19 protein-coding genes are annotated in these 24,422 nt (G+C 62.7%); 7 read left to right on the forward strand and 12 right to left on the reverse strand.

What is annotated here, in order from left to right; all coding sequences use genetic code 11:
- Positions 1-26: 26 nt before the first annotated feature.
- Positions 27-917 (forward strand): acyltransferase, encoded by an 891-nt coding sequence (locus DBO86_RS08000; protein WP_084341200.1) that lies wholly within the window; start codon positions 27-29, stop codon positions 915-917.
- A 275-nt stretch (positions 918-1,192) separates the two neighbouring features.
- Here DBO86_RS08000 and fdhA read toward each other — a convergent pair whose 3' ends face one another.
- The 8 genes from fdhA to DBO86_RS08045 form a co-directional block, all read right to left on the reverse strand.
- A complete protein-coding gene (gene fdhA, locus DBO86_RS08005; protein ID WP_074855403.1) occupies positions 1,193-2,392 on the reverse strand; it encodes a formaldehyde dehydrogenase, glutathione-independent in 1,200 nt (399 codons plus the stop codon).
- Between the two features lie 373 nt (positions 2,393-2,765).
- A complete protein-coding gene (purU, locus tag DBO86_RS08010; protein ID WP_074855402.1) occupies positions 2,766-3,629 on the reverse strand; it encodes a formyltetrahydrofolate deformylase in 864 nt (287 codons plus the stop codon).
- 267 nt (positions 3,630-3,896) lie between these two features.
- Positions 3,897-4,526 (reverse strand): sarcosine oxidase subunit gamma, encoded by a 630-nt coding sequence (locus DBO86_RS08015; protein ID WP_108233421.1) that lies wholly within the window; start codon positions 4,524-4,526, stop codon positions 3,897-3,899.
- A complete protein-coding gene (locus tag DBO86_RS08020) occupies positions 4,519-7,542 on the reverse strand; it encodes a sarcosine oxidase subunit alpha (RefSeq protein ID WP_108233422.1) in 3,024 nt (1,007 codons plus the stop codon). The genes DBO86_RS08015 and DBO86_RS08020 overlap by 8 nt, the downstream gene beginning before the upstream one ends.
- Complete coding sequence (locus tag DBO86_RS08025; RefSeq protein ID WP_017675818.1) at positions 7,539-7,865, reverse strand: sarcosine oxidase subunit delta; 327 nt, start codon at positions 7,863-7,865, stop codon at positions 7,539-7,541. The genes DBO86_RS08020 and DBO86_RS08025 overlap by 4 nt, the downstream gene beginning before the upstream one ends.
- Positions 7,866-8,181: 316 nt before the next feature.
- Positions 8,182-9,432: a sarcosine oxidase subunit beta family protein gene (locus tag DBO86_RS08030; RefSeq protein ID WP_108233423.1), complete on the reverse strand. Its 1,251-nt coding sequence runs from the start codon at positions 9,430-9,432 to the stop codon at positions 8,182-8,184.
- 122 nt (positions 9,433-9,554) lie between these two features.
- Complete coding sequence (gene glyA / locus DBO86_RS08035) at positions 9,555-10,808, reverse strand: serine hydroxymethyltransferase (protein WP_108233424.1); 1,254 nt, start codon at positions 10,806-10,808, stop codon at positions 9,555-9,557.
- Between the two features lie 690 nt (positions 10,809-11,498).
- The gene (locus DBO86_RS08045) at positions 11,499-11,798 is read right to left on the reverse strand and encodes a hypothetical protein (RefSeq protein ID WP_003463904.1); all 300 of its coding nucleotides are present in this window, start codon (positions 11,796-11,798) and stop codon (positions 11,499-11,501) included.
- Positions 11,799-12,037: 239 nt separating this feature from the next.
- Between DBO86_RS08045 and DBO86_RS08050 the strand changes: the two genes are divergently transcribed.
- A complete protein-coding gene (locus DBO86_RS08050; RefSeq protein WP_108233425.1) occupies positions 12,038-13,078 on the forward strand; it encodes a threonine aldolase family protein in 1,041 nt (346 codons plus the stop codon).
- A gap of 59 nt (positions 13,079-13,137) precedes the next feature.
- Here DBO86_RS08050 and gbcB read toward each other — a convergent pair whose 3' ends face one another.
- Positions 13,138-14,244, reverse strand: a complete 1,107-nt coding sequence (gene gbcB / locus DBO86_RS08055; RefSeq protein ID WP_074855396.1) for a glycine-betaine demethylase subunit GbcB — start codon at positions 14,242-14,244, stop codon at positions 13,138-13,140.
- Positions 14,245-14,558: 314 nt separating this feature from the next.
- Between gbcB and gbcA the strand changes: the two genes are divergently transcribed.
- Positions 14,559-15,845 carry a glycine-betaine demethylase subunit GbcA gene (gene gbcA / locus DBO86_RS08065; protein ID WP_108233427.1) on the forward strand — a complete coding sequence of 429 codons (1,287 nt, stop codon included), beginning with the start codon at positions 14,559-14,561 and terminating at the stop codon, positions 15,843-15,845.
- 142 nt (positions 15,846-15,987) lie between these two features.
- Here gbcA and rlmE read toward each other — a convergent pair whose 3' ends face one another.
- Positions 15,988-16,617: a 23S rRNA (uridine(2552)-2'-O)-methyltransferase RlmE gene (gene rlmE / locus DBO86_RS08070; protein ID WP_003463912.1), complete on the reverse strand. Its 630-nt coding sequence runs from the start codon at positions 16,615-16,617 to the stop codon at positions 15,988-15,990.
- Positions 16,618-16,819: 202 nt separating this feature from the next.
- Here rlmE and DBO86_RS08075 point away from each other — a divergent pair, with 202 nt between their 5' ends.
- Positions 16,820-17,545: a TrmH family RNA methyltransferase gene (locus DBO86_RS08075; RefSeq protein WP_003463914.1), complete on the forward strand. Its 726-nt coding sequence runs from the start codon at positions 16,820-16,822 to the stop codon at positions 17,543-17,545.
- A gap of 106 nt (positions 17,546-17,651) precedes the next feature.
- On the opposite strand, the gene typA is transcribed toward DBO86_RS08075, so the two are convergent.
- Positions 17,652-19,475 carry a translational GTPase TypA gene (typA, locus tag DBO86_RS08080; protein WP_039965278.1) on the reverse strand — a complete coding sequence of 608 codons (1,824 nt, stop codon included), beginning with the start codon at positions 19,473-19,475 and terminating at the stop codon, positions 17,652-17,654.
- 284 nt (positions 19,476-19,759) lie between these two features.
- Entirely contained in the window at positions 19,760-21,214 is a 1,455-nt protein-coding gene (thiI, locus tag DBO86_RS08090; protein WP_108233428.1) for a tRNA uracil 4-sulfurtransferase ThiI, read from the reverse strand.
- 329 nt (positions 21,215-21,543) lie between these two features.
- Here thiI and glnA point away from each other — a divergent pair, with 329 nt between their 5' ends.
- The 3 genes from glnA (at position 21,544) to DBO86_RS08105 (ending at position 24,413) form a co-directional block, all read left to right on the forward strand.
- On the forward strand, positions 21,544-22,950 hold the full coding sequence (gene glnA / locus DBO86_RS08095) for a glutamate--ammonia ligase (protein ID WP_013717510.1): 1,407 nt from the start codon (positions 21,544-21,546) through the stop codon (positions 22,948-22,950).
- A gap of 276 nt (positions 22,951-23,226) precedes the next feature.
- Positions 23,227-23,790, forward strand: a complete 564-nt coding sequence (locus DBO86_RS08100) for a DUF4124 domain-containing protein (RefSeq protein WP_108233429.1) — start codon at positions 23,227-23,229, stop codon at positions 23,788-23,790.
- Between the two features lie 5 nt (positions 23,791-23,795).
- Positions 23,796-24,413: a DUF4124 domain-containing protein gene (locus DBO86_RS08105; protein WP_108233430.1), complete on the forward strand. Its 618-nt coding sequence runs from the start codon at positions 23,796-23,798 to the stop codon at positions 24,411-24,413.
- Positions 24,414-24,422: the final 9 nt, after the last annotated feature.

Consider the following 24,422-nt stretch of genomic DNA (forward strand, 5'->3'; position numbering starts at 1 on the left):
GCGTCCACGCCTGCCAAGGAGTTGCCATGCGCCCCCTGTTGATCGGTCTACTCAATGTCATTCTGCTGCTGGGTAACACCCTGCTGCTGATCGGCCCACTGCTGCTGATCGCCCTGGCCAAGTTCGTCCTGCCGGGCCAGGCGGCGCGCGATGCCTGCTCGCGCGGGGTGATGTGGGTGGCCGAATTTTGGGCGGAGAACTGCAAACGCATCTTCGCCCTGCTGACGCCGACACACTGGGACATCCGCGGCAACGCCGAGCTGCGCAGAGACCGCTCCTACCTGGTGATCAGCAATCACCAGTCCTGGGTCGATATTCCCGCCCTGGTGCAGGCCTTCAACCGCAGGACGCCCTACTTCAAGTTCTTCCTCAAGCAGCAACTGATCTGGGTGCCCTTTCTCGGCCTGGCCTTCTGGGCGCTCGATTACCCCTTCATGAAGCGTTACTCCAAGGCCTTCCTCGACAAGAACCCGCACATGAAGGGCAAGGATCTGGAGATCACCAAGGCCGCCTGCGAGAAGTTCAAGCGCTTGCCGGTGACCGTGGTCAACTTCCTCGAAGGCACTCGCTTCACACCCGCCAAGCAGGCTCAGCAACAATCACCCTACCGCTACCTGCTCAAGCCCAAAGCCGGCGGTGTGGCCTTCGTACTCGCTACATTGGGTGAGCAGATCGACGCCGTGCTGGACGTTACGTTGGTCTATCCCGAGGGCAATCCCCCTGGCTTCTGGGCCTTGCTCAGCGGCCAAGTGGGCAAGGTGACCGTCGATATCCAGACGCGCAACCTGGCTGCCGAACTGTGGCAGGGCGACTACCAGAACGACCCGGTATTTCGCCAGTACATGCAGGACTGGGTCACTCAACTCTGGCAGGAGAAGGACGCGCGCATCGCGCAAATCCGTGCCGAGTGGCAGTGATTGCACGTAACAGAAAATGGGAGCCCGCAGGCTAATGCCAGTCAGTTAAGCCGTTGCACTCGATCTTTGCAGGAGCCGGCTTGCCGGCGATCCGCCATAAAAAGCATCGCCAGCAAGCTGGCTCCTACGAAAAGCGCCCCCTCTACTGCAAGTAGGAGGGGGTGGTGACGAACTTATCTGATCAGCATTAGCCTGCGGGCTCCCGAAAGACGACGCCAACAACTGCGCCTTTGTCGTGAAAGGTAGCGGCCTGGGACTAAGCCCAGGTCACGACGTCACGCCGCACTGAAGGTCTTATGCGGGTCGATGACGAATTTCTTCGGCACGCCGGCATCGAACTCGCCGTAGCCACGCGGCGCATCGTCCAGGCTGATGACCTGCACACCGACCACCTCGGCGATGTTGATGCGATCCCACATGATGGCCTGCATCAGCGCGCGGTTGTACTTCATCACCGGGGTCTGGCCGGTGTGGAAGCTGTGCGACTTGGCCCAGCCGAGGCCGAAGCGGATGCTCAGAGCGCCGATCTTCGCCGCCGCGTCCACCGCGCCCGGGTCTTCGGTGACGTAGAGGCCGGGAATACCGATCTTGCCGGCCACGCGGGTGACCTGCATCAGCGAGTTGAGCACGGTGGCCGGGGCCTCGTGCTGCGCGCCGTCATGGCCGTGACCGCGGGCCTCGAAGCCCACGCAGTCGATGGCGCAATCGACTTCCGGCTCGCCGAGCAGCTCGGCGATCTGCTCATGCAGCGGCGTGTCCTTGGACAGGTCGGCGATCTCGAAGCCCACCGCCTTGGCATGGGCCAGGCGCACCGGGTTGACGTCGCCGACTATGACCACGGCGGCGCCGAGCAGACGCGCCGAAGCGGCGGCGGCCAGACCGACCGGGCCGGCACCGGCGACGTAGACGGTGCTGCCCGGGCCAACGCCCGCAGTGACCGCACCGTGGTAACCGGTGGGCAGAATGTCGGACAGGCAGGTCAGGTCACGGATCTTCTCCATGGCCTTGTCGCGGTCCGGCAGCTTGAGCAGATTGAAGTCGGCGTAGGGCACCAGCACGTATTCGGCCTGACCGCCGGTCCAGTCGCCCATGTCGACGTAGCCGTAGGCGCCACCGGCACGCGCTGGGTTGACGGTCAGGCAGACGCCGGTGTGCTGTTCCTTGCAGCTGCGGCAGCGGCCGCAGGCGACGTTGAAGGGCACGGAAACCAGATCGCCGATCTGCAGACGCTCGACATCGCGGCCCTTCTCGATCACCTCACCGGTGATCTCGTGGCCCAGCACCAGGCCGACCTGTGCGGTGGTACGGCCACGCACCATGTGCTGGTCGGAGCCACAGATATTGGTGGAAACGACTTTCAGGATGACCCCGTGCTCGATCTTCTTGCCGCGCGGATCCTGCATTTTCGGGTAGTCGATCTTCTGCACTTCGACCTTGCCCGTACCGAGATAAACCACACCACGATTACCAGACATGCGTAACTCTCCTTTCTTGTTGTGGACACAAGACGCGACCGACGGGCCGCGCGACCTTGCACTGGAGCTTGTTGCATCTGTTGCCGGAAACCGCCGGTAAAGCCTGGCAGGGCGGTTTCCGTAGGGTGGGCCGAGCGGCGATCCGCCTTAGCCCACCAATTACGTTCTTCCGTTGCGCCTGGTGGGCTAAAGCCCACCCTACAAATGGCACCGTTGTTACCGTAGGGTGGGCTTTAGCCCACCAAATAGCGTTTTACGTTGCGACTCCTTCTCTAGGGTGGGCCGGGCGGCCTTCCACTTTAGCCTACCGAAAAAGCCTGTGGGCTGAAGCGGAGCGCCGCCCGACCCACCCTACAGCCAGGTAGCCTCGTGTTCAGGCGTTGAGCACCACAGTGCGGTTGGCATTGAGGAACACACGGCGGTCGATGTGGTAGCCGACGGCGCGGGCCAGGGTCAGACATTCGATATCGCGGCCCTTGGCGATCAGGTCCTCCGGGTAATGCGCGTGATCCACCGCCTCCACGCCCTGGGCGATGATCGGCCCCTCGTCGAGGTCGTTGTTGATGTAGTGCGCCGTGGCACCGACCAACTTGACGCCCTTCTGGTAGGCCTGGTGGTAGGGCTTGGCGCCCTTGAAACCGGGCAGCAGCGAGTGGTGGATATTGATCGCCCAGCCGTCCAGCCGGCGACACAGCTCGGGCGACAGCACCTGCATGTAGCGGGCGAGCACCACCAGCTCCGCGCCGGTGTCCTCGATCACCTGCAGCACCTTGCGCTCTTGCGCCGGCTTGTCGGCCGGATCGAGCGGGAAATGGTGGTAGGGAATGCCGTGCCAGCGCGCCAGCGGTTCCAGATCCGGGTGGTTGGACACCACCGCCACCACGTCCATGGCCAACTGGCCGATGCGCTGGCGATACAGCAAGTCATGCAGGCAGTGGTCGGCCTTGGACACCATCAGCACCACCTTGGCGCGGTAGCCCGGCGGGGTCAGCTCGACCTGCATGTCGAAGGGTGCCAGACGCTCGGCAACGCCAGCGCGAAAGGCGGCCTCGTCGAAATCCTGCGGCTGACGGAACTCGACACGGATGAAGAAGCGTGAGGACAGCCGGTCATCGAAGCTGTGATGCTCGGTGACGTAGCAGCGCTGCTCGAACAGAAAGCGGGTTACCGCATCCACGGTGCCGAGCACGCTCGGGCAATGGGCGGTGAGAATCCAGGTGTCGGGGGTGCGGCTCATAATAGACTCCATTGCTGTTCACCCCTCTCCCTTGGGAGAGGGGCCGGGGGTGAGGGCTATCCGACACAATGCGGTCTGCCCTTCCCCTCACCCCAACCCTCTCCCAGAGGGAGAGGGGGTTGTTCGTGGCTGCTTGTGAGACCCACGCCAGACACACGTCATAGCGAACTCCCCTCAGCGTTGGCATCCTGCGCCCCCTACCTCCTGCTCCATGCAGTCGTCTCCGGGAGGAAGAGGGAGCTGTCCGCGTATACCTCAGGTTCAGCTTCAGGCCTCAACCGCCAACCCATACTCGGCACTGGCATCCTGCAGCCACAGCCAGAAGTAGTCGGCGAAGCTGCGGCGGATCACCAGCTCCCAGGTCTCCTCGCCAGTGTGGCGAATCACCAGTTGGGACTTGGCGAACACCGTGCCCACCGCCTTGCCCACCGGGAATTTGCTCGGGTGCACGTCGTAGCTGGTCGATTTCATCAGCAGTTCACGCACCTTCGGCCCGGATAGCTCCAGCAGGGTCTGTCCGCCGCTGACGTTGACCACCGAGATATGCTGGCCATCCAGCGCTTCGCGCAGCCGGCGCTCGACCTCGAACTCGCTGCCGCCGGGCACGATCAGCAGCCATTCGTCCGGGCCCAGCCACTGCAGCGAGGTGTCGCCGTCGGCGACCAGGGTCAGCGCCACCGGCAGTTCCAGGCCCAGGGCCTTGTGCACACCGCCGGAGAAACCGGCGTCCTTGGCATCCCCACGAATCACCAGATGCCCGCGCAGTTTCTTCTCGCGCAGGGTGATGCCGGCGTTCTTGCGGCCCTTGCCGACCAGCTCATGCAGGCCGGCGTGGTGCAGTGGCGACTGCCCGGCGATGTCGGCGGGGCGTTGCTGATAGACGTTGACGTTAGACATTCTGGCGATCCCCTTTCGGGTCATAGAACACGGAGCTGCAGATTTCGGCCTCGATCACGCTGCCATTGGCCAGCGGCGCGAACACACGCTCGCCCATGCGCTTGAGGCCGCCCTTGACCACCGCCATGGCGAAGCTGTAACCCATGGCCGCGCTCATGTAGCTGGAGGTGACGTGGCCGACCATCTGCATCGGGATGGACTGTTTCGGGTCGAACACCAGTTGTGCGCCTTCCGGCAGCACCTGATTCGGGTCGACCGGTTTCAGCCCGACCAGCTGCTTGCGGTCTTCGCGCAGGCAGTCGGCGCGGTTCATGCCACGCTTGCCGATCCAGGAGAACGGCTTGGTACGGCCGACGCACCAGCCCATGTTCAGATCGTCCGGGGTCACCGAGGCGTCGGTGTCCTGGCCAACGATGATGAAGCCTTTCTCGGCACGCAGTACGTGCATGGTCTCGGTGCCGTAAGACGTCAGGTCGAACTCCTTGCCGGCTTCGATGATCTGCTCCCACACGCCCAGGGCGTAGTCGGCCTGCACGTTCACTTCGTAGCTCAGCTCGCCGGTGAAGGAAATGCGGAACACCCGCGCCGGCACACCGCCAACCAGACCTTCCTTCCAGCTCATGAAGGGGAAGGCGTCCTTGTCCAGGTCGATATCGGTGACCTTGGCCAGCAGCTTGCGGCTGTTGGGGCCGGACAGGGTCATGGTCGCCCAGTGGTCGGTGACCGAGGTGAAGTACACCTTCAGCTCCGGCCATTCGGTCTGGTGGTATATTTCCAGCCATTCCAGCACGCGCGCCGCGCCGCCAGTGGTGGTGGTCATGAGGAAATGGTTGTCGCCGAGACAGGCGGTAACGCCGTCGTCGAAGACCATGCCATCTTCCTTGCACATCAGGCCATAGCGCGCCTTGCCCACATCGAGCTTGGTCCAGGCGTTGGTGTAGACGCGGTTGAGGAACTCGCGCGCATCCGGGCCCTGAATGTCGATCTTGCCCAGGGTGGAAGCATCGAGGATACCCACGCTGCCCCGCACGGCCAGGCACTCGCGGGCCACGGCTGCGTGCAGGTCCTCGCCATTTTTCGGGAAGTACCAGGGGCGCTTCCACTGGCCGACGTCCTCGAACTCGGCGCCGTTCTTCACATGCCAGGCCTGCATCGCGGTGTAGCGCTTGGCATCGAACAGCTCGCCACAGTGGCGACCGGCCACGGCGCCGAAAGTCACCGGCGTGTAATTCGGACGGAACATGGTGGTGCCCATCTGCACGATGCTGATGCCCATCGAACGCGCGGCGATAGCCAGGCCGTTGATGTTGCCCAGCTTGCCCTGGTCGGTGCCGAAGCCCAGTGCGGTGTAGCGTTTGACATGCTCGACCGACTCGAAGCCTTCACGCGTTGCCAGCTCGATGCCGGCCGCGGTGACGTCGTTCTGCAGGTCGACGAACTGCTTGGGCGCACGTGCCGTTGGCTTGTCGTGCGGCACCTGGAACAGCGCCAGCATCGGCTCATCCTGACGCGCTTCGACCTTCGGCAGACTGCCACTGACGGCCTTGTAGCCAGTCTCGGCAGCCGCCTTGGCGCCCGCCTCGAAGCCATTGGCAAGCACGTCGCCGAGGGCGAACACGCCATTCACCGCACCCGCGTCGATGCGCTGCTGGATGCCGTTGCCCGGCCCGGGAACGAAACCGAGGATGTCCTCGCGCCATTCGGGGCGACCACCCAGGTGCGACGCCAGGTGCACCACCGGGCTGTAGCCACCGGAGCTGACGATCAGGTCGCAGTCGAGCACTTCGCCAGGGCTGGTGACCTTGTGTGCCTTGGCATCGATGGCGCAGATACGCGCACCGGTCACGCGCTTGCTGCCACGTGCCTCGACCACTGCGCTGCCGGTGAGGATGCGCACGCCACGCGCACGCGCTTCCTCGACCCAGCTGCCGCGCGGGTTGCTGCGCGCATCGGCAACAGCCACCACCTTGCGCCCGGCATCGAGCCAGTCGAGCACCACGCGGTAGGCGTAATCGTTGTTGGTCGACAACACCAGTTCCTGCCCTGGCGCCACGCCATAGCGACGAACGTAGGTCGACACGGCGCCAGCCAGCATATTGCCCGGTACATCGTTGTTGGCGTACACCAGCGGCCGCTCATGGGCGCCGCTGGCCAACACCACACGCTTGGCACGCACGCGGTGCATGCGCTGACGGGCCTGGCCCATCGGCGCGGTTTCACCGAGGTGATCGGTCAGGCGCTGATGGATGGTGAGGAAGTTGTGGTCGTGGTAACCGTTGACCGTGGCGCGAGGCAGCAGGGTCACTTCCGGCATTGCCTGCAACTCGGCGATGACCTGCGCTACCCAGTCGGCGGCGGGCTTGCCGTCGAGGGTTTCGCGAGTGTCGAGCAGGCTGCCGCCGAACTCTTCCTGTTCATCGGCAAGAATCACCCGCGCACCGCTACGGCCAGCAGCCAGCGCGGCGGCGAGACCGGCAGGGCCGGCGCCGACGATCAGCACGTCGCAGTGCTGGTTGAGCTGGTCGTAGATATCCGGGTCGACCTCGGTGGGCGAGCGACCTAAGCCTGCGGCCTTACGGATGTACTTCTCATAGGTCATCCACAGGTTCTGCGGATACATGAAGGTCTTGTAGTAGAAACCGGGCGGCATCATGCCGCCACCGACCTTGCCGAGGATGCCCATCAGGTCGGTGTTAACGCTCGGCCAGCCGTTGGTGCTGTTGGCCACCAGGCCGCTGTACAGCGCCTGCTGGGTGGCGCGTACGTTAGGAATTTGCGCCGCCTCGGTGGAGCCGATCTGCAGCACGGCATTGGGCTCTTCCGCGCCCGCAGCGACGATGCCGCGTGGGCGCGAGTACTTGAAGCTGCGGCCGACGATGTCGACGCCGTTGGCCAGCAGCGCGGCGGCCAGGCTGTCGCCGGCGAAACCCTGATAGGTCTGGCCGTTGAAGGTGAAGCTCAGTGCCTGGCTGCGGTCGATGCGACCACCCTTGGCAAGACGATTGACCTGACTCATGCCGTTACTCCTTCTGCCACGGCTTGCTTGTCGGTGGCCGCGGCTGCGGTGACCGAAGGCTTCTCGCCGACCTTGTAGGTCTCGAGGATCTCGTAGGTCACGGTGTGGCGGGTGGCGTTGAAATACTTGCGGCAACCGGCCGCGTGCACCCACAGCTCGTGGTGAATGCCGCGCGGGTTGTCGCGGAAGAACATGTACTCGCCCCACTCCGCATCACTGCAGGCATCGGGATCGAGCGGGCGGGCGATGTGCGCCTGACCCTTGGCGTGGAATTCCTCTTCGGAGCGCAGTTCGCCACAGTAAGGGCAGAAGATGTGCAGCATGGTGGAGCCTCCGCTTGCTTTACTCCCCTCTCCCGCTTGCGGGAGAGGGGCTGGGGGAGAGGGCTGCTCTATGCACGCCATCCCCCGAGTCAGTTACTGGGAGCTGCGGTGCCGAACTCAGCACCCTCTCCCGCCCTTCGGGCACCCTCTCCCGCAAGCGGAGGAGGACGTTTTGTTCTCCCCTCTCCCACTTGTGGGAGAGGGGTCGGGGGAGAGGGCTACGGTGTTGGCCGAACCGCCCTCTCCCGGCCCTGCGGGCCACCCTCTCCCGCAAGCGGGAGAGGGTCATCGGATGTCATCCCTACGGGATGAATGTTTAATGGGCCACTGCAGCGGCGCCGTGCTCGTCGATCACTGCGCCGGTGTGAAAACGGTCGATGGAGAACGGTTTGGCCAGCGGGTGCATCTCACCCTTGGCCAGGCTGGCGGCGAACACGTGGCCCGAACCCGGCGTGGCCTTGAAGCCACCAGTGCCCCAACCGCAGTTGAAGAACAGGTTGTCCACCGGAGTCTTGGAGATGATCGGGCAGGCATCCGGGCTGGTATCGACGATGCCGCCCCACTGGCGGTTCATACGCACTCGCGAGAGCACCGGGAACATCTCGACGATGGCCTGCAGGGTGTGCTCGATAGTGTGGTAGGAGCCGCGCTGGCCGTAGCCGTTGTAGCCGTCGATGCCGGCACCGATGACCAGATCGCCCTTGTCCGACTGGCTGATGTAGCCATGCACGGCGTTGGACATGATCACGCTGTCGATGATCGGTTTGATCGGCTCGGACACCAGCGCTTGCAGCGGGTGCGATTCCAGCGGCAGACGGAAGCCGGCGAGCCCCGCCATATGCCCGGAATTACCGGCAGTGACCACACCGACGCGCTTGGCGCCGATGAAACCCTTGTTGGTCTCCACGCCGATCACCGCACCGTTCTGTTTGCGGAAACCGATCACCTCGGTGTTCTGGATCAGGTCGACGCCCAGGGCATCGGCGGCACGTGCGTAGCCCCAGGCCACGGCGTCGTGACGGGCAACGCCACCGCGACGCTGTACGGTGGAACCCATCACCGGATAACGGGTGTTCTTGCTGCAGTCGAGGTAGGGAATCTCCTCAGCCACCTGCTTGGCATCCAGCAGTTCGCCATCCACGCCGTTGAGGCGGTTGGCGCTGACACGGCGCTCGGCGTCACGCATGTCCTGCAGGGTGTGGCAGAGGTTGTAGACGCCACGCTGGGAGAACATGACGTTGTAGTTGATGTCCTGCGACAGACCTTCCCACAGTTTCATGGCGTGTTCGTAGAGCTGCGCGGACTCGTCCCACAGGTAGTTGGAACGCACGATGGTGGTGTTGCGCGCGGTGTTGCCGCCGCCGAGCCAGCCCTTCTCGACCACGGCGACGTTCTTCACGCCGAATTCCTTGGCCAGGTAATAGGCCGTGGCCAGGCCGTGGCCGCCACCGCCGACGATGACCACGTCGTACACCGGCTTGGGCGTCGGGTTGCGCCACATGCGCTGCCAGTTCTCATGGTGGCTGAACGAGTGCTTGAACAGGCCGAAGCCGGAATAACGTTGCATGAAGATGCTCCTTGAATCTGTTCTCGAACGCCTAACCTGTAGGAGCCAGCTTGCTGGCGATCCATTACAACGAGCTCGGCTGGATCGCCAGCAAGCTGGCTCCTACAACAGAGCAGAAGGCTTTAGCGGTATACGGGGTAGTCCGCGCACAGCCCGGCGACCAGCTTGGCCACCTGCGCCTCGACATCGGCATCGCCGAGGTGATCGAGGATGTCGCAGATCCAGCCGGCCAGCGCCTGGCACTGGGCGACCTTGAAACCACGGGTGGTGACGGCCGGCGTACCGATGCGGATGCCCGAGGTCACGAACGGCGACTGCGGGTCGTTGGGCACGGCGTTCTTGTTCACGGTGATGCCGGCGCGGCCCAGCGCAGCATCGGCCTCCTTACCGGTCAGCCCCTGCTTGATCAGGCTGAGCAAAAACAGATGGTTGTCGGTGCCGCCGGAGACCACCTCGTAGCCGCGCTCGATGAACACCCTGGCCATGGCCTGGGCGTTGTCGATGACTTGCTGCTGGTAAGCCTTGAACTCGGGCTCCATGGCCTCCTTGAAGCACACCGCCTTGGCCGCGATGACGTGCATCAGCGGGCCGCCCTGGGCACCGGGGAACACCGCGGAGTTGAGCTTCTTCTCGATCTCTTCGTTGGCCTTGGCCAGGATCAGGCCGCCACGCGGGCCACGCAGGGTTTTGTGCGTGGTGGTAGTGACAACATCGGCGAAGGGAATCGGGTTCGGATACAGGCCGGCGGCGACCAGGCCAGCGACGTGGGCCATGTCGACGAACAGCAGCGCACCGACCTTGTCGGCGATGGCGCGAAAGCGCGGGAAATCCAGGGTCTTGGAGTAGGCGGAAAACCCGGCGACGATGATCTTCGGCTTGTGCTCCACGGCCAGGCGCTCGACCTCGTCGTAGTCGATCAGCCCGGTAGCGGTGTCCAGGCCGTACTGCACGGCGTTGTAGAGTTTGCCCGAGGACGACACCTTGGCGCCGTGAGTCAGGTGGCCGCCGTGGGCCAGGCTCATGCCGAGGATAGTGTCGCCGGCATTGAGCAACGCCAGGTACACGGCGCTGTTGGCCGAGGAACCGGAGTGCGGCTGAACGTTGGCGTAATCGGCGCCGAACAGCGCCTTGGCGCGGTCGATGGCCAGTTGCTCGACCTTGTCGACATACTCGCAGCCACCGTAATAACGCTTGCCCGGATAACCTTCGGCGTACTTGTTGGTCAGGCCGCTGCCCTGCGCTTCCATCACCCGCTGACTGCAGTAGTTCTCCGAGGCGATCAGCTCGATATGCTCTTCCTGACGGCGTTCTTCCTGATCGATCGCCGCGAGCAACTCGTCGTCGTAACCCTGAATCTGATCCTGCTTGCTGAACATCTCAACTCTCCTGCAGCGCCTGTGGGCGGCGGTCTTGGACGGGCAGGCCGGCAAGGCCCTGTGCAGCGATGGTAGGGCCGCCCCTGCCCGCCCAAATGCCTGCCAACGCCGTGAGAGCATTCGTTTGCGACATGGCCTTGTCGCAATCAGGCGCGTCGCGGGTGCGCCGCTGGTTTGCACACAAATCACGGGGATCAAACTGTGGATAAACCGTGCATACAACGCCCGCCCCCAGGAATGGCAGGGGCTCCCGCAAAAAGGTCATTCCTGATCGATATCAAGCAGTTAACAACATCAGCCATACACAGAAGCCGTGGACTAGCCTGTGGAAAAGCTGTCAGCAGATTGCTGCCGGCCTTGCACTCACTGCGATACAGGGCTGCGCTCAATATCCATACACCCGCACCGCCACCCTGGCTTATCCACCAGCGACATGAGCGAGAGGCAGGGATCGGTTGGGGATATGCACAGAAGATGTGGATGAAACTGTGCATAGGCTGTTCGACGCAGGCGCGAAGCCAGAGCAGCCGGGGCTTGCCGAGAGACGGCTAAAAATCGAACAGGATCAAATAGATAGACGCGGCTTGTGCACAAATACTGTGGGCGCCACTGTGCACTGCCTGTGGAAATCCGGCGCCAGGCCAGAGCCCACGGGGCTCCGGCACAAGCGCACGTTATTTACTCAGCCACTTATGGTTTGAGTTTCTCTCCGCAACTGCTGGAGGCATTCACCAGGCGCTGCTGCATGGTAGGGTCAGGCGGAGACTGGCGACTCATTTCCTGCAACTCGGCCTCGCTGAATTCCTTGCTGACGCTGGTCGCAGCGCAGTCGCAATAAGCACGCAGTTGTGGCTCCTCGTAGCCTGCCGGTGCGCCAGCGATGCACTGCTGAACGAATTCGGTCTTGGCATCATCCGACCACTCGGCAGCGGAAACGGGCAGCGCCACGGCCAGCGGCAGAGCAAGGGCGAGCAGGTGACGATAAGTCATGGGAAACTCCTTCTCTTGATTGCGGAGAGCGGATCGACTGCCGCCCTCTGGTAAGTGTGAACGCCAGAGCAAGCTTCAAGTTCCATCTGCTAGCCGAACGTTTGGCCACGAACCGACTCGGCAGTACGCTTCAGCGCAACAACTCGTCGCGGCGACGGACGCCTGACAGATAGCCGCAGGGTTAAAGTAGAGGCTTTCCCGGCAGACCCGCCGGCAGGTTTTTCAGAAGGAACGCGCCAATGCCCGACAATGCCCAGCAATTCGCCAGCGACAACTACTCCGGCATCTGTCCCGAAGCCTGGGCCGCCATGGCCGAGGCCAACCAGGGCCACCAGCGCGCCTACGGCGATGACGAATGGACGGCGCGCGCTGCCGATCACTTCCGCCGCCTGTTCGAGACCGACTGCGAGGTGTTCTTCGCCTTCAACGGCACCGCGGCCAACTCCCTGGCCCTGGCCTCGCTGTGCCAGAGCTACCACAGCGTGATCTGCTCGGAGACCGCCCACGTCGAAACCGACGAATGCGGCGCACCGGAGTTCTTCTCCAACGGCTCCAAGCTGCTGCTGGCCAAGACCGATAACGGCAAGCTGACCCCGCAAGCGATCCGCGAGATCGCCCGCAAGCGTCAGGATATCCACTACCCGAAACCGCGCGTGGTCACCCTCACCCAGGCCACCGAAGTAGGCACTGTCTATCGCCCGGAAGAAGTCCGCGCCATCAGCCAGGTCTGCGAGGAGCTGGGCCTGCACCTGCACATGGACGGCGCACGCTTCTCCAACGCCTGCGCCTTCCTCGGCTGCAGCCCGGCAGAGCTGACCTGGAAGGCCGGCGTCGACGTGCTGTGTTTCGGCGGCACCAAGAACGGCATGGCCGTCGGTGAGGCCATCGTCTTCTTCAACAAGGATCTGGCCGAGGACTTCGACTACCGCTGCAAGCAGGCCGGCCAACTGGCCTCGAAGATGCGCTACCTGTCCGCGCCCTGGGTCGGCATCCTGCAGAACGATGTCTGGCTGAAATACGCCAACCACGCCAACCGCTGCGCGCAGTTGCTGGCCACCCTGGTGGCGGATGTACCCGGCGTCAGCCTGATGTTCCCGGTGGAAGCCAACGGCGTGTTCCTGCAACTGTCGGAGCCGGCCATCGCCGCCCTCACCGCCCGTGGCTGGCGCTTCTACACCTTCATCGGCGCTGGCGGCGCGCGCTTCATGTGCAGCTGGGATACCGACGAAGCCCGCGTACGTCAGTTGGCCGCGGATATCCGTGAAGTAATGAGCGCCTGAATGACGCCATGACGCACCTGTGGGAGGGGCTTTAACCGCGACCAGAACCAAGGTGGCGATCAATAGTCGATCGCCACATCCCCTTTCGGCACGCTGCAACACGACAGGATGTAGCCCTCGGCCACATCCTCGTCGGTGATGCCGCCGTTGTGCTCCATTTCCACTTCCCCGGCGGTCTTCATCACCTTGCAGGTACCGCAGATACCCATGCCACAGGCCTTAGGGATATGCAGGCCAAGCTTGGCCGCAGCGGCGTGCACGGTTTCACCAGGCACCACACGGATGCTCTTGCCGGTACTGATGAACTCCACCTGATTGAGCTCGGCCACCGGCACCTCGGGCGCCTCGGCGGCTTCGGCGGCCAGTTCCTTGACCTCGGCGCGGATCTCCGGTGGCGTCGGGCCGAAGGCCTCCTCGTGGTAGCGGCTCATGTCATAGCCCGCCGCCTCGAGCAGACGCTTGACCGCGCTCATGTAGGGCGTCGGGCCACAGCAGAATATTTCGCGTTCGAGGAAGTCCGGTGCCATCAGCTCCAGCATTGGCTTGTTCAGGTAACCGCGATAGCCAGCCCAGGACTCACCCAGGCCATGCTTTTCGCAGATCACGTGCAGGCTGAAATTGTTGATGCGCGCCGCCATGTGCTCCAGCTCGCGCTGGTAGATGATGTCCTTCGGCGAACGGGCGCTGTGCACGAAGACCATGTCGACATTGGCATTGGTGTCGTAGAACCAGCGCGCCATCGACATCACCGGCGTGATGCCGACCCCACCGGAGAGGAACAGCACCTTGTCGGAGGGAAAATCGATGGCATTGAACAGGCCCACCGGCCCATGCACTGGCACCTCGTCGCCTTCCTTGAAGTTGTCGTGCAGCCAGTTCGACACCTTGCCGCCCGGCACCCGCTTGATGGTGATGGAGAAGCTGTACGGCACCGAAGGCGAGCTGGAAATGGTGTAGGAGCGCATGATCGGCTGGCCATCGATCTCCAGCTCCAGGGTGACGAACTGCCCGGGCTTGAAGAAGAACAGCACGGGCTGGTCGGCCATGAAGCAGAAGGTGCGCACATCCCAGGTTTCCTGGATCACCTTGACGCAACGCACCAGGTGGCGGCCGTTGGTCCAGGTCTGCGTGGTAACCGGGTTGAGGAAGGCGTTGGTGGTGGTCATGAACAGCTCTCCACACGGCCGGATATCGGCCTATATACGGCGGATTGTGCGAAAGGCCGAGCACCGTCATTTATCTACCAGCGACATCCACATGCTTATCGCGACCTGCCTGATAGCACGGGGGCTAGCGCGTCGGAAACGCATCCGGCCATGTCGCCCATGGATAAGGTTTCGCCTTGGCTCGGCTCCACACTCCGCCTCACCACGCATGCACGCCCATCGCAGGCGGCAGTGATAAACGACCACCTTGCGGCACATACCGTATCAGCCACTTTTTCCGGCAGGCATAACGCGCCAGCCACTGAGGAGCCAACATGGACTGCACCCAAAATCTGAGCCTGGGCGACCCGCTGGAGCCCGTCCGCAAGGCCACCGCGCAGATGCTGCACGAACGCGACCACAGCTTCTCGCTGCCGCAGCCGTTCTACAACGACGAGCGCCTGTTCCAGGTCGACATGCAGGAGATCTTCCACAAGGAATGGTTGATCGCCGGCATGACCAGCGAAATCCCGACCAAGGGCAACTTCCTCACCCTGCAGATCGGCGACAACCCGATCATCGTCATCCGCGGTGCCGAAGGTCAGATCCATGCCTTCCACAACGTCTGCCGCCATCGCGGTTCGCGCCTGTGCGTCTCCGACAAAGGCAAGGTCGCCAAGCTGGTCTGCCCCTACCACCAATGGACTTATGAGCTCGATGGTCGCCTGTTGTTCGCCGGCACCGAGATGGGCGAAGGCTTCAAGCTCTCCGACTACAACCTCAAACCGGTCAACTGCAAGACCGCTGGCGGCTTCATCTTCATCAGCCTGGCGGACAACCCGCCGGCCATCGACGAGTTCCTGAGCACCCTGGCTCATTACATGGAGCCGTACGACATGGAGAACACCAAGGTCGCGGTGCAGAGCGTCATGCACGAGAAGGCCAACTGGAAGCTGGTGATCGAGAACAACCGCGAGTGCTACCACTGCAACGGTTCGCACCCGGAACTGCTCAACACCCTGCTGGAATGGGATGACGTCACCGACCCACGCGCCAGCCAGGCGTTCAAGGATCAGGTGGCCGAATGCACCGGCCGCTGGGACAAGGACAACATTCCCTACGCCCACGCCAGCTTCGGTCTGCGCAACCGCATCGTGCGCATGCCGCTGCTCAAGGGCACCGTTTCCATGACCATGGACGGCAAGCCAGGCTGTAACAAGCTGATGGGGCGCATCACCGACCCGGACCTGGGCTCCATGCGCATCCTGCACCTGCCGCATTCGTGGAACCACTGCATGGGCGATCACCTGATCAACTTCACCGTATGGCCGATCAGCGCCCAGGAGACGATCGTCATCACCAAATGGCTGGTGCACAAGGATGCAGTAGAAGGCGTCGACTATGACGTGGCGCGCCTGCGCCAGGTGTGGGACGCCACCAACGACCAGGATCGACGCCTCGGCGAGGAAAACCAGCGCGGCATCAACTCCACCGCCTACCAGCCGGGCCCGTATTCCAAGACCTACGAGTTCGGCGTGATCAACTTCCTCGACTGGTACAGCGAGCGCATGCTCAACAACCTCGGCGACACCCCGGCGCAACTGCGCCAGGTAGAGGGCTGACGCCGCCCCGCTGGGCCATGCCAGTGGCCGGCCTCATTAAGCCGGCCACTTCCCCCGTAAGCCTCCCCGCCGCAAGCGCATCACAGAACGCCGAGCGCTGACTGGCTCAGCACAAACGCCGCGCGGGCGCGCAGACTGATCCTTACTGAGCGTCGCCCTTGAAGCCCTTGGCGACGAAGTACACCTCACGCGAACGCGGACGCGAGGCTGCCGGCTTGCGCACCATGACCTTCTCGAAGGAACGCCGTACGTCGCGCAGGTACTCATCCGAACCCTCGCCCTGAAACACCTTGGCGACGAAGTTGCCGCCAGGTTTGAGCACCTGTCGGGCCATGTCCAGCACCAGTTCCACCAGATACATCGACGCTGCCTGATCGGCCACGCCGACGCCGCTGATATTGGGGGCGATGTCAGAGACGATCAAATCCGGGCGACGACCATCGAGCAGATCGAGAATCTGCTGGAACACCTTGTCGTCGGTGAAGTCACCCTGAATGAAGTCGACGTTATCGAGCGAATCCATCGGCAGGATGTCGCTGGCGATTACCCGGCCGGTGGCCCCCACCATACGTCCGGCGATCTGCGACCAGCCACCGGGGGCCGAGCCCAGGTCCATCATCAGCATACCGGGACGAATCAGCTTGTCCTTTTCGTTGATCTCGATCAGCTTGTAGGCGGCACGCGAGCGGTAGCCGTCCTTCTGCGCCTGCTTCACGTAGGGATCGTTCACATGTTCGTTCAGCCAGCGGCTGCTGCTTTTTGAGCGTTTCATCGTTCAACCAGATCAATTCCAGGAAGGCAGCCCGCCGGCATGGTGACCCGGGCTGCACAATTGTCGCGAGTATAAGCCATCGCAGCCCTCCGGCTCACGCCGGCCGGCCCTGCAGCCTGACAGCCCGCCGGGTGGCAGGTACAATCGCAGCGGCCTCGCTACCGCGGGGAGCCCCGCTTTCACGCCCCTTTCCAGGCTTTCCATGAAACTCGACGACGTCAAGAAACTGCAGCAGAAAAAGTACCGGGAGCAATTCGGCCACTTCCTCGTCGAGGGCGAACACCTGGTGCTGGAACTGCAGAAAGCGGCGCAGCACGCGCCCCTGCTGGCAAGCAGCGAACTCTACGTCACGGCCGCCTACGAGCACTGGCAGAGCCCGTTCAGGACGCACCTGATCAGTGACCGGCAGATGGCGCAGATCGCCGACACCAAGACCCCCCAGGGGATCATCGCGGTAGTGCCGATGGCGGCGATTGGCTCCGGCCCGTCGGCGCCGGCCGGCAAGGCCATCTACCTGCACGAGATCCAGGACCCCGGCAACCTCGGCACCATCCTGCGCAGCCTCGCCTGGTTCGGCGGCTTCCGCTGCCTGCTCAGCCCCGGCAGCGTCGACCCCTTCAATCCCAAGGTGGTGCGCGCCAGCATGGGGGCAATCTTTCACACCCCCATCGAGCAGGATGTCAGCCTCGACAACCTGAGCACGCGCTTTGCACGCATCGCCTGCCTCGACATGCAGGGCCAAAGCCTGCGCGCACCGGCCTTCGCGCAGGCCGAGTGCTACCTGTTCGGCAACGAAGCGCGCGGCGTCCCCAGCCAGGCGCTGAGCGAGCTCAACGCCACGCCGTTCAGCATCGCCGGCAGCGGCGCGATCGAGTCACTGAACCTGGCCAGCACGGTAAACATCTGTGTGTATGAGCTGAGCCGCTAGCCCGCGACTCATGCCCGCGCGTCCCGGCGCTCGGCGGAAACCCACAAAAAAGCCCCGCCAGATCGCTCTGGCGGGGCTTTTCAGTTACAGCGCTAAGCTAGCCGCATCAAGCCTTGTTGGCTTTCTTGGCAGCGCGGGTGCGCTCGCCTTCGTCGAGGATCTTCTTGCGCAGACGGATCGACTTCGGCGTCACTTCGCACAGCTCGTCATCCTGGATGAACTCCAGAGCCTGCTCCAGGGTGAAGCGAACCGGCGGCACCAGGGCGATGGTTTCGTCTTTACCCGAAGCACGCATGTTGTCGAGCTTCTTGCCCTTCGTGGGGTTGACGCCCAGGTCGTTGTCGCGGCTGTTCAGGCCGATGATCTGACCGTTGTAGATTTCCTGGCCGTGCTCGATGAACAGCTTGCCGCGCGCCTGCAGGGTTTCCAGGGAGTAGGTCAGCGCCTTGCCGGTATCGATCGACACCAGTACGCCGTTCTGACGGCCAGACATGGTGCCCGGCTTAACGGTGTCGTAACGGTCGAAGATCGAGGTCAGGATGCCGGCGCCGTTGGTCAGGGTCAGGAACTGGTTACGGAAACCGATCAGACCGCGAGCCGGGATGTTGTATTCCAGGCGCACACGACCTTTGCCGTCCGGCGCCATGTTGGTCAGGTCGCCCTTACGCAGGCCCATCTCTTCCATGACCTTGCCCTGGGCTTCTTCCGGGATGTCGATGGTGACGTTCTCGTACGGTTCCTGCTTGACGCCGTTGACTTCACGGATGATCACTTCCGGACGGCCGACGCCCATTTCGAAGCCTTCGCGGCGCATGGTTTCGATCAGTACCGAGAGGTGCAGCTCGCCACGACCGGAGACCTTGAACTTGTCGGCGCTGTCGCCCTCTTCAACGCGCAGGGCCACGTTGTACAGCAGCTCCTTGTCCAGACGCTCCTTGATGTTGCGGCTGGTGACGAACTTGCCTTCCTTGCCGCAGAACGGCGAATCGTTGACCTGGAAGGTCATCGACACGGTCGGCTCGTCGACGGTCAGCGGCTTCATCGCCTCGACATGGTTGATGTCGCACAGGGTGTCGGAGATGAACAGCTGGTCCATGCCGCTGACGCAGACGATGTCACCGGCGGTGGCTTCTTCGACGTCTACGCGGTGCAGGCCATGGTGGCCCATCAGCTTGAGGATACGGCCGTTACGCTTCTTGCCGTCGACGTCGATGGCCACTACCGGCGTGTTCGGCTTGACGCGACCACGGGCGATACGGCCGACACCGATGATGCCGAGGAAGCTGTTGTAGTCCAGCGCGGAGATCTGCATCTGGAACGGGCCGTCGAGGTCGACGTTCGGCGCCGGTACGTGGTCGACGATGGCCTGGTACAGCGGGGTCAGGTCTTCGGCCATGGCGGTGTGGTCGAGACCGGCGATGCCGTTCAGGGCGCTGGCGTAGACGACCTGGAAGTCGAGTTGCTCATCGGTGGCGCCGAGGTTATCGAACAGGTCGAAGATCTGATCCATGACCCAGTCAGGACGCGCGCCCGGACGGTCGATCTTGTTGATCACGACGATCGGCTTGAGGCCGGCCTCGAAGGCCTTCTTGGTCACGAAGCGGGTTTGCGGCATCGGGCCGTCCTGGGCGTCGACCACCAGCAGTACGGAGTCGACCATCGACATCACGCGCTCTACTTCACCGCCGAAGTCGGCGTGGCCGGGGGTGTCGACGATGTTGATGCGGTAGTCGTTCCATTTGATGGCGGTGTTCTTGGCCAGAATGGTGATGCCGCGCTCTTTTTCCTGGTCGTTGCTGTCCATCACGCGCTCGTCGTTGAGCTCGTTACGCTCAAGGGTGCCGGATTGACGCAGCAGGGCGTCGACGAGGGTGGTTTTGCCATGGTCGACGTGGGCGATGATGGCGATGTTGCGCAGTTTTTCGATCACTGTATGTATCTCGATCAGAGGATTCGGTGTGTCGCCCAGCCTGGACGACGAATATGTAGAAACTGGGATCAGCGAGCTGATCGGGGCACCTCTATAAACGTAGGCGAGGCAGTCAGTGCAAGGCAGAAACAAGCGAAAAACGGTCGGAGTCGCGCTCGACTTTACGAGCTATGTGAGCATTTTGAGCTTGTTTTTAACGCAGCAATGACAACGCAGGTAGTTTTTAGAGGTGCCCCGGGTCGGGAGGGCGATGGCGGATACTGCCGCCATTAAGCCCCGGCGTCTTATGTCGGACGATAAACGCGCACATTGGCATGCCCCTCGCTCAGCAGGTGATGGGCATGCAGGCGGCTCATGACGCCCTTGTCGCAATACAGCAGGTACTGGCGGTTCTCATCCAGTTCCTTGAATTTGTTGTTCAGCGCGTAGAACGGCAGCGCCTGCACCTCGACACCCGGCACGTCGAGCGGCTCGTCTTCGGCGGCGTCGGGGTGGCGAATGTCGATGACGATGTGCCCGGCCAGGGCTTCGCGCACTTCCTCGACCTGCACGTCCTTGCCCAGTTCGTCGATCACGCGGTCGATGGGCAGTTGGGTGGCGCGCTCCAGGGCGCGATCGAGGATGGCCATGTCGAACTGCGCCTCCTCCTTCTCCACGCGGTAACCGCGGGCCTTGGTGGTCGGGTTGACCGAGATCACGCCGCAGTATTCGGGCATGTTCTTGGCGAACTCGGCGGTACCGATTTGCGTGGCGGTGTCGATGATGTCCTGTTTGTGGCTGGCAATCAGCGGGCGCATGACCAGCATGTCGGTCGCCGAATCGATCACCGCCAGGTTGGTCAGGGTCTGGCTCGACACCTGGCTGATCGCCTCACCGGTGACCAGCGCTTCGATCTGCAGTTTTTCGGCAACACGAGTAGCCGCGCGCAGCATCATGCGCTTGAGGATCACACCCATCTGGCTGTTGTCGACCTTGCCGAGAATCTCGCCGACCACTTCTTCGAACGGCACGCTGACGAACAGCACGCGCTGCGAACGGCCAAACTTCTGCCAAATATAGTGCGCCACTTCCATCACGCCCAGTTCATGGGCACGGCCACCGAGATTGAAGAAGCAGAAGTGGCTGACCAGGCCGCGGCGCATCATCTGATAGGCCGCGACGGTGGAGTCGAAGCCGCCGCTCATCAGCACCAGGGTCTGTTCCAACGAGCCCAGCGGGTAACCGCCGAGGCCTTCGTGGCGGTTATGCACCACGAAGAGGCGCTGGTCGCGAATTTCCATGCGCACTTCGACTTCCGGTTTCTTCAGGTCGATACCGGCCGCACCGCACTCCTGACGCAGACGTGAACCGACATGGCGTTCGACATCGATTGAGCTGAACGCGTGCTTGCCGCCACGCTTGCAACGCACGGCGAAGATCTTGCCCGGCAACTGGTCGGCGTAGTGGCGCTTGCAGTGTTCAGTGATCTCGTCCAAATCGCCCAGCGGGTACTCATTCACCTCGAGGAACAAACCAATGCCCGGAGTGTTGCGCAGGCGTTCGGTCATCTCGGCCAGCAGCTTGGGATCGTCCAGGTCGGTCTCGACCTCGAGGTTGTCCCAGACACCCGTGACCCGCAGAGCAGGGTCAAGATCACGCAGCACGGAGCGAATGTTCTTCCCCAGCTGGCGAATGAACTGCTTGCGCACCGGGCGGCTCTTGATGGTGATTTCCGGGAAAACTTTGACGATGAGCTTCATGAATAGAGCGCCCGCTTGGGGGACGAAAAAACAGGGGCGCGGATTATAGCGGAAATTGTTCAAGCTTTGACCAAAAATACTGCAACCCCAAGTTGGCGCACCAAAATAGGCCTTTTCCATAAATTTCAGCCCTTAAATAGTGCAAATATCTCCGCGGAATCGGCGCGCAGCCGGCGTAGCGCCTGAGTTTCGCGGCCTCTGCCCAATAAAGGGCACTGGCATGCAATTTGCTCCCTTGTGAGGCAGGTCGCCCTAAAGGACTATCCCGCCGGGCTTCACCGCACATATCGGGGCTCCACGAAGCGAGCCTTTTCCATCTGGAGGACAACATGTCTAAGGCTGTTCAACTGATCAAAGAACACGACGTGAAGTGGGTAGACCTGCGCTTCACCGATACCAAAGGCAAGCAGCACCACGTGACCATGCCGGCCCGTGACGCCCTGGACGAAGACTTCTTCGAGCACGGCAAAATGTTCGACGGCTCGTCCATCCATGGCTGGAAAGGCATCGAAGCCTCCGACATGATCCTGATGCCGGTCGACGAAACTTCGGTACTGGACCCGTTCACCGAAGAGCCGACCCTGATCATCGTTTGCGACATCATTGAGCCAAGCACCATGCAGGGCTACGATCGTGACCCGCGCTCCATCGCCAAGCGTGCCGAAGAGTTCCTGAAAACCACCGGCATCGGTGACACCGTATTCGTCGGCCCGGAGCCCGAGTTCTTCATCTTCGACGAAGTGAAGTTCAAGTCCGACATCTCCGGCTCGATGTTCAAGATCTACTCCGAGCAAGGCTCCTGGATGACCGACCAGGACGTGGAAGGCGGCAACAAAGGCCACCGTCCCGCCGTCAAAGGTGGTTACTTCCCGGTTCCGCCGTGCGACCACGACCACGAAATCCGTACTGCCATGTGTAATGCCATGGAAGAAATGGGCCTGGTCGTCGAAGTGCACCACCACGAAGTGGCCACTGCCGGTCAGAACGAAATCGGCGTGAAGTTCAACACCCTGGTCGCCAAGGCTGACGAAGTTCAGACCCTGAAGTACTGCGTGCACAACGTGGCCGACGCCTACGGCAAGACCGCTACCTTCATGCCGAAGCCGCTGTACGGCGACAACGGCTCGGGGATGCACGTGCACATGTCGATCTCCAAAGACGGCAAGAACACCTTCGCAGGCGAAGGCTATGCCGGTCTGTCCGAGACCGCCCTGTACTTCATCGGCGGCATCATCAAGCACGGTAAGGCCCTGAACGGCTTCACCAACCCGTCGACCAACTCCTACAAGCGCCTGGTTCCGGGCTTCGAAGCGCCGGTCATGCTGGCCTACTCGGCTCGCAACCGCAGCGCTTCGATCCGTATTCCGTACGTTTCCAGCCCGAAAGCCCGCCGTATCGAAGCGCGTTTCCCAGACCCGGCTGCCAACCCGTACCTGTGCTTCGCTGCACTGCTGATGGCCGGTCTGGACGGTATCCAGAACAAGATCCACCCGGGCGATGCCGCCGACAAGAACCTGTACGACCTGCCGCCGGAAGAAGGCAAGCTGATCCCGCAGGTCTGCGGCAGCCTGAAAGAAGCCCTGGAAGAGCTGGACAAGGGCCGCGCGTTCCTGACCAAGGGCGGCGTGTTCTCCGACGACTTCATCGATGCCTACATCGAGCTGAAATCGGAAGAAGAAATCAAGGTACGTACCTTCGTACACCCGCTGGAATACGACCTGTACTACAGCGTCTAAGCCAGTCTCGCACCGCCCTCGTGCGGCGCGTTTCAAAAGCCCTGCCCGGCCCTGCCTGGCGGGGCTTTTTCATGGACACGCAGCGGCACCATGCCCTGTAGGAGCGAGCATCGCGAGCGAACCTGGCGAGCTGAAGAGCTTCGCTCGCGACGCTCGCGCCTACGGCAGATCCGAGTCCACTTTTTGTAGCCGAATATCACAGCCATGGAGCCCTGCGCTTGCCAGGAACCGCCAGCAGTGCAAGGCTTAGCGCATCATCCGCGGAAGGATCGGCCCATGCGCCTGCTACTCGCCTGCCTGCTGCTTGCCCTGGCCCTGCCGGCCAGTGCGCAGATCTACAAATACACCGACGCCAACGGCAACACGGTCTTCACCAACCAGCCGCCCGATGGCACGGCCGCCGAAAGCGTCAACCTGCCGCCAACCAATACGGTGGAGATGCAGACGCCGAGCATGCCGGCGAGCGACGACAACGCGCCAGCGCAGAGCGAAGCGCCCTACTCGGTGCTGAGCCTCACCGGCATCCCGGACGACGAAGCGATGCGCGCCAACAACGGCACCTTCATCGTCGGCGTGAACATTCAGCCGCGCCTGCAGCCCGGCCACCAGCTACGCCTGATTCTCGATGGCAAGCCATACGGCCAGGCCAGCAACGTACCGAGCCTGCAACTGACCAACCTTGACCGTGGCGCACACAGCCTGGCGGTAGCAGTGGTGGCCGGCGAACGCATCATCCAGCAGAGCGCCACCGAAACCTTTACCGTGCAGCGCATCAGCGTCAACAGCCCTGCTCGCCCACCGGTCACGCCACCGCGCCCGACCCCAAGACCGACGAACTGACCACGATGCGTACACTGCTGCTCTGCCTGCTGTTCATCACCCAAGCGGCTTTGGCTCAGGTCTATACCTATATCGATGCTGAAGGTAACCGCGTTTTCACTGACAAACCGCGCAGCAGCAATGCCGAACGAGTGGTGCTCGCGCCGTCCAACAGCGCGCAAATGAGCCAGCCCCAACCCACGGTGCGCATGGCCCCGCCACCCGCGGTAAGCAAACCGACCGTGCACTATCAGCTGCTGCGCATTCTCGTGCCGGAGCCGGACGCCTCTATCCATAACGGTTCCGGCGACATGATCGTCACCCTCAACAGCGAGCCGGGCCTGCTGCCCGGCCATAGCTACCGGCTGCTGCTCGACGGCGAACCTCAAGGCGAGATCAGCCGCAGCCCGGTGTTCTCCTTGCAGCATGTCGACCGTGGCACGCACCAACTGGTGGCAGAAATCATCGACTCCGCCGGGCTCATCGTCGAACGCACACCGGCGCAACCCTTCCACATGCACCGCATGACCCTGGCGCAGAAACGCAAGATCAATCCGTGCAAGAAAGATGAATACGGCGTTCGCCCCGAATGCCCGCTGAAAGACAAACCCAAGGAAGAGGTCAGCATCCTTCCCTTCTTCTGAACTCAAACG

The sequence above is a fragment of the Ectopseudomonas oleovorans genome (genome assembly GCF_003052605.1).
In the GTDB taxonomy this organism is placed as follows: domain Bacteria; phylum Pseudomonadota; class Gammaproteobacteria; order Pseudomonadales; family Pseudomonadaceae; genus Aquipseudomonas; species Aquipseudomonas oleovorans_A.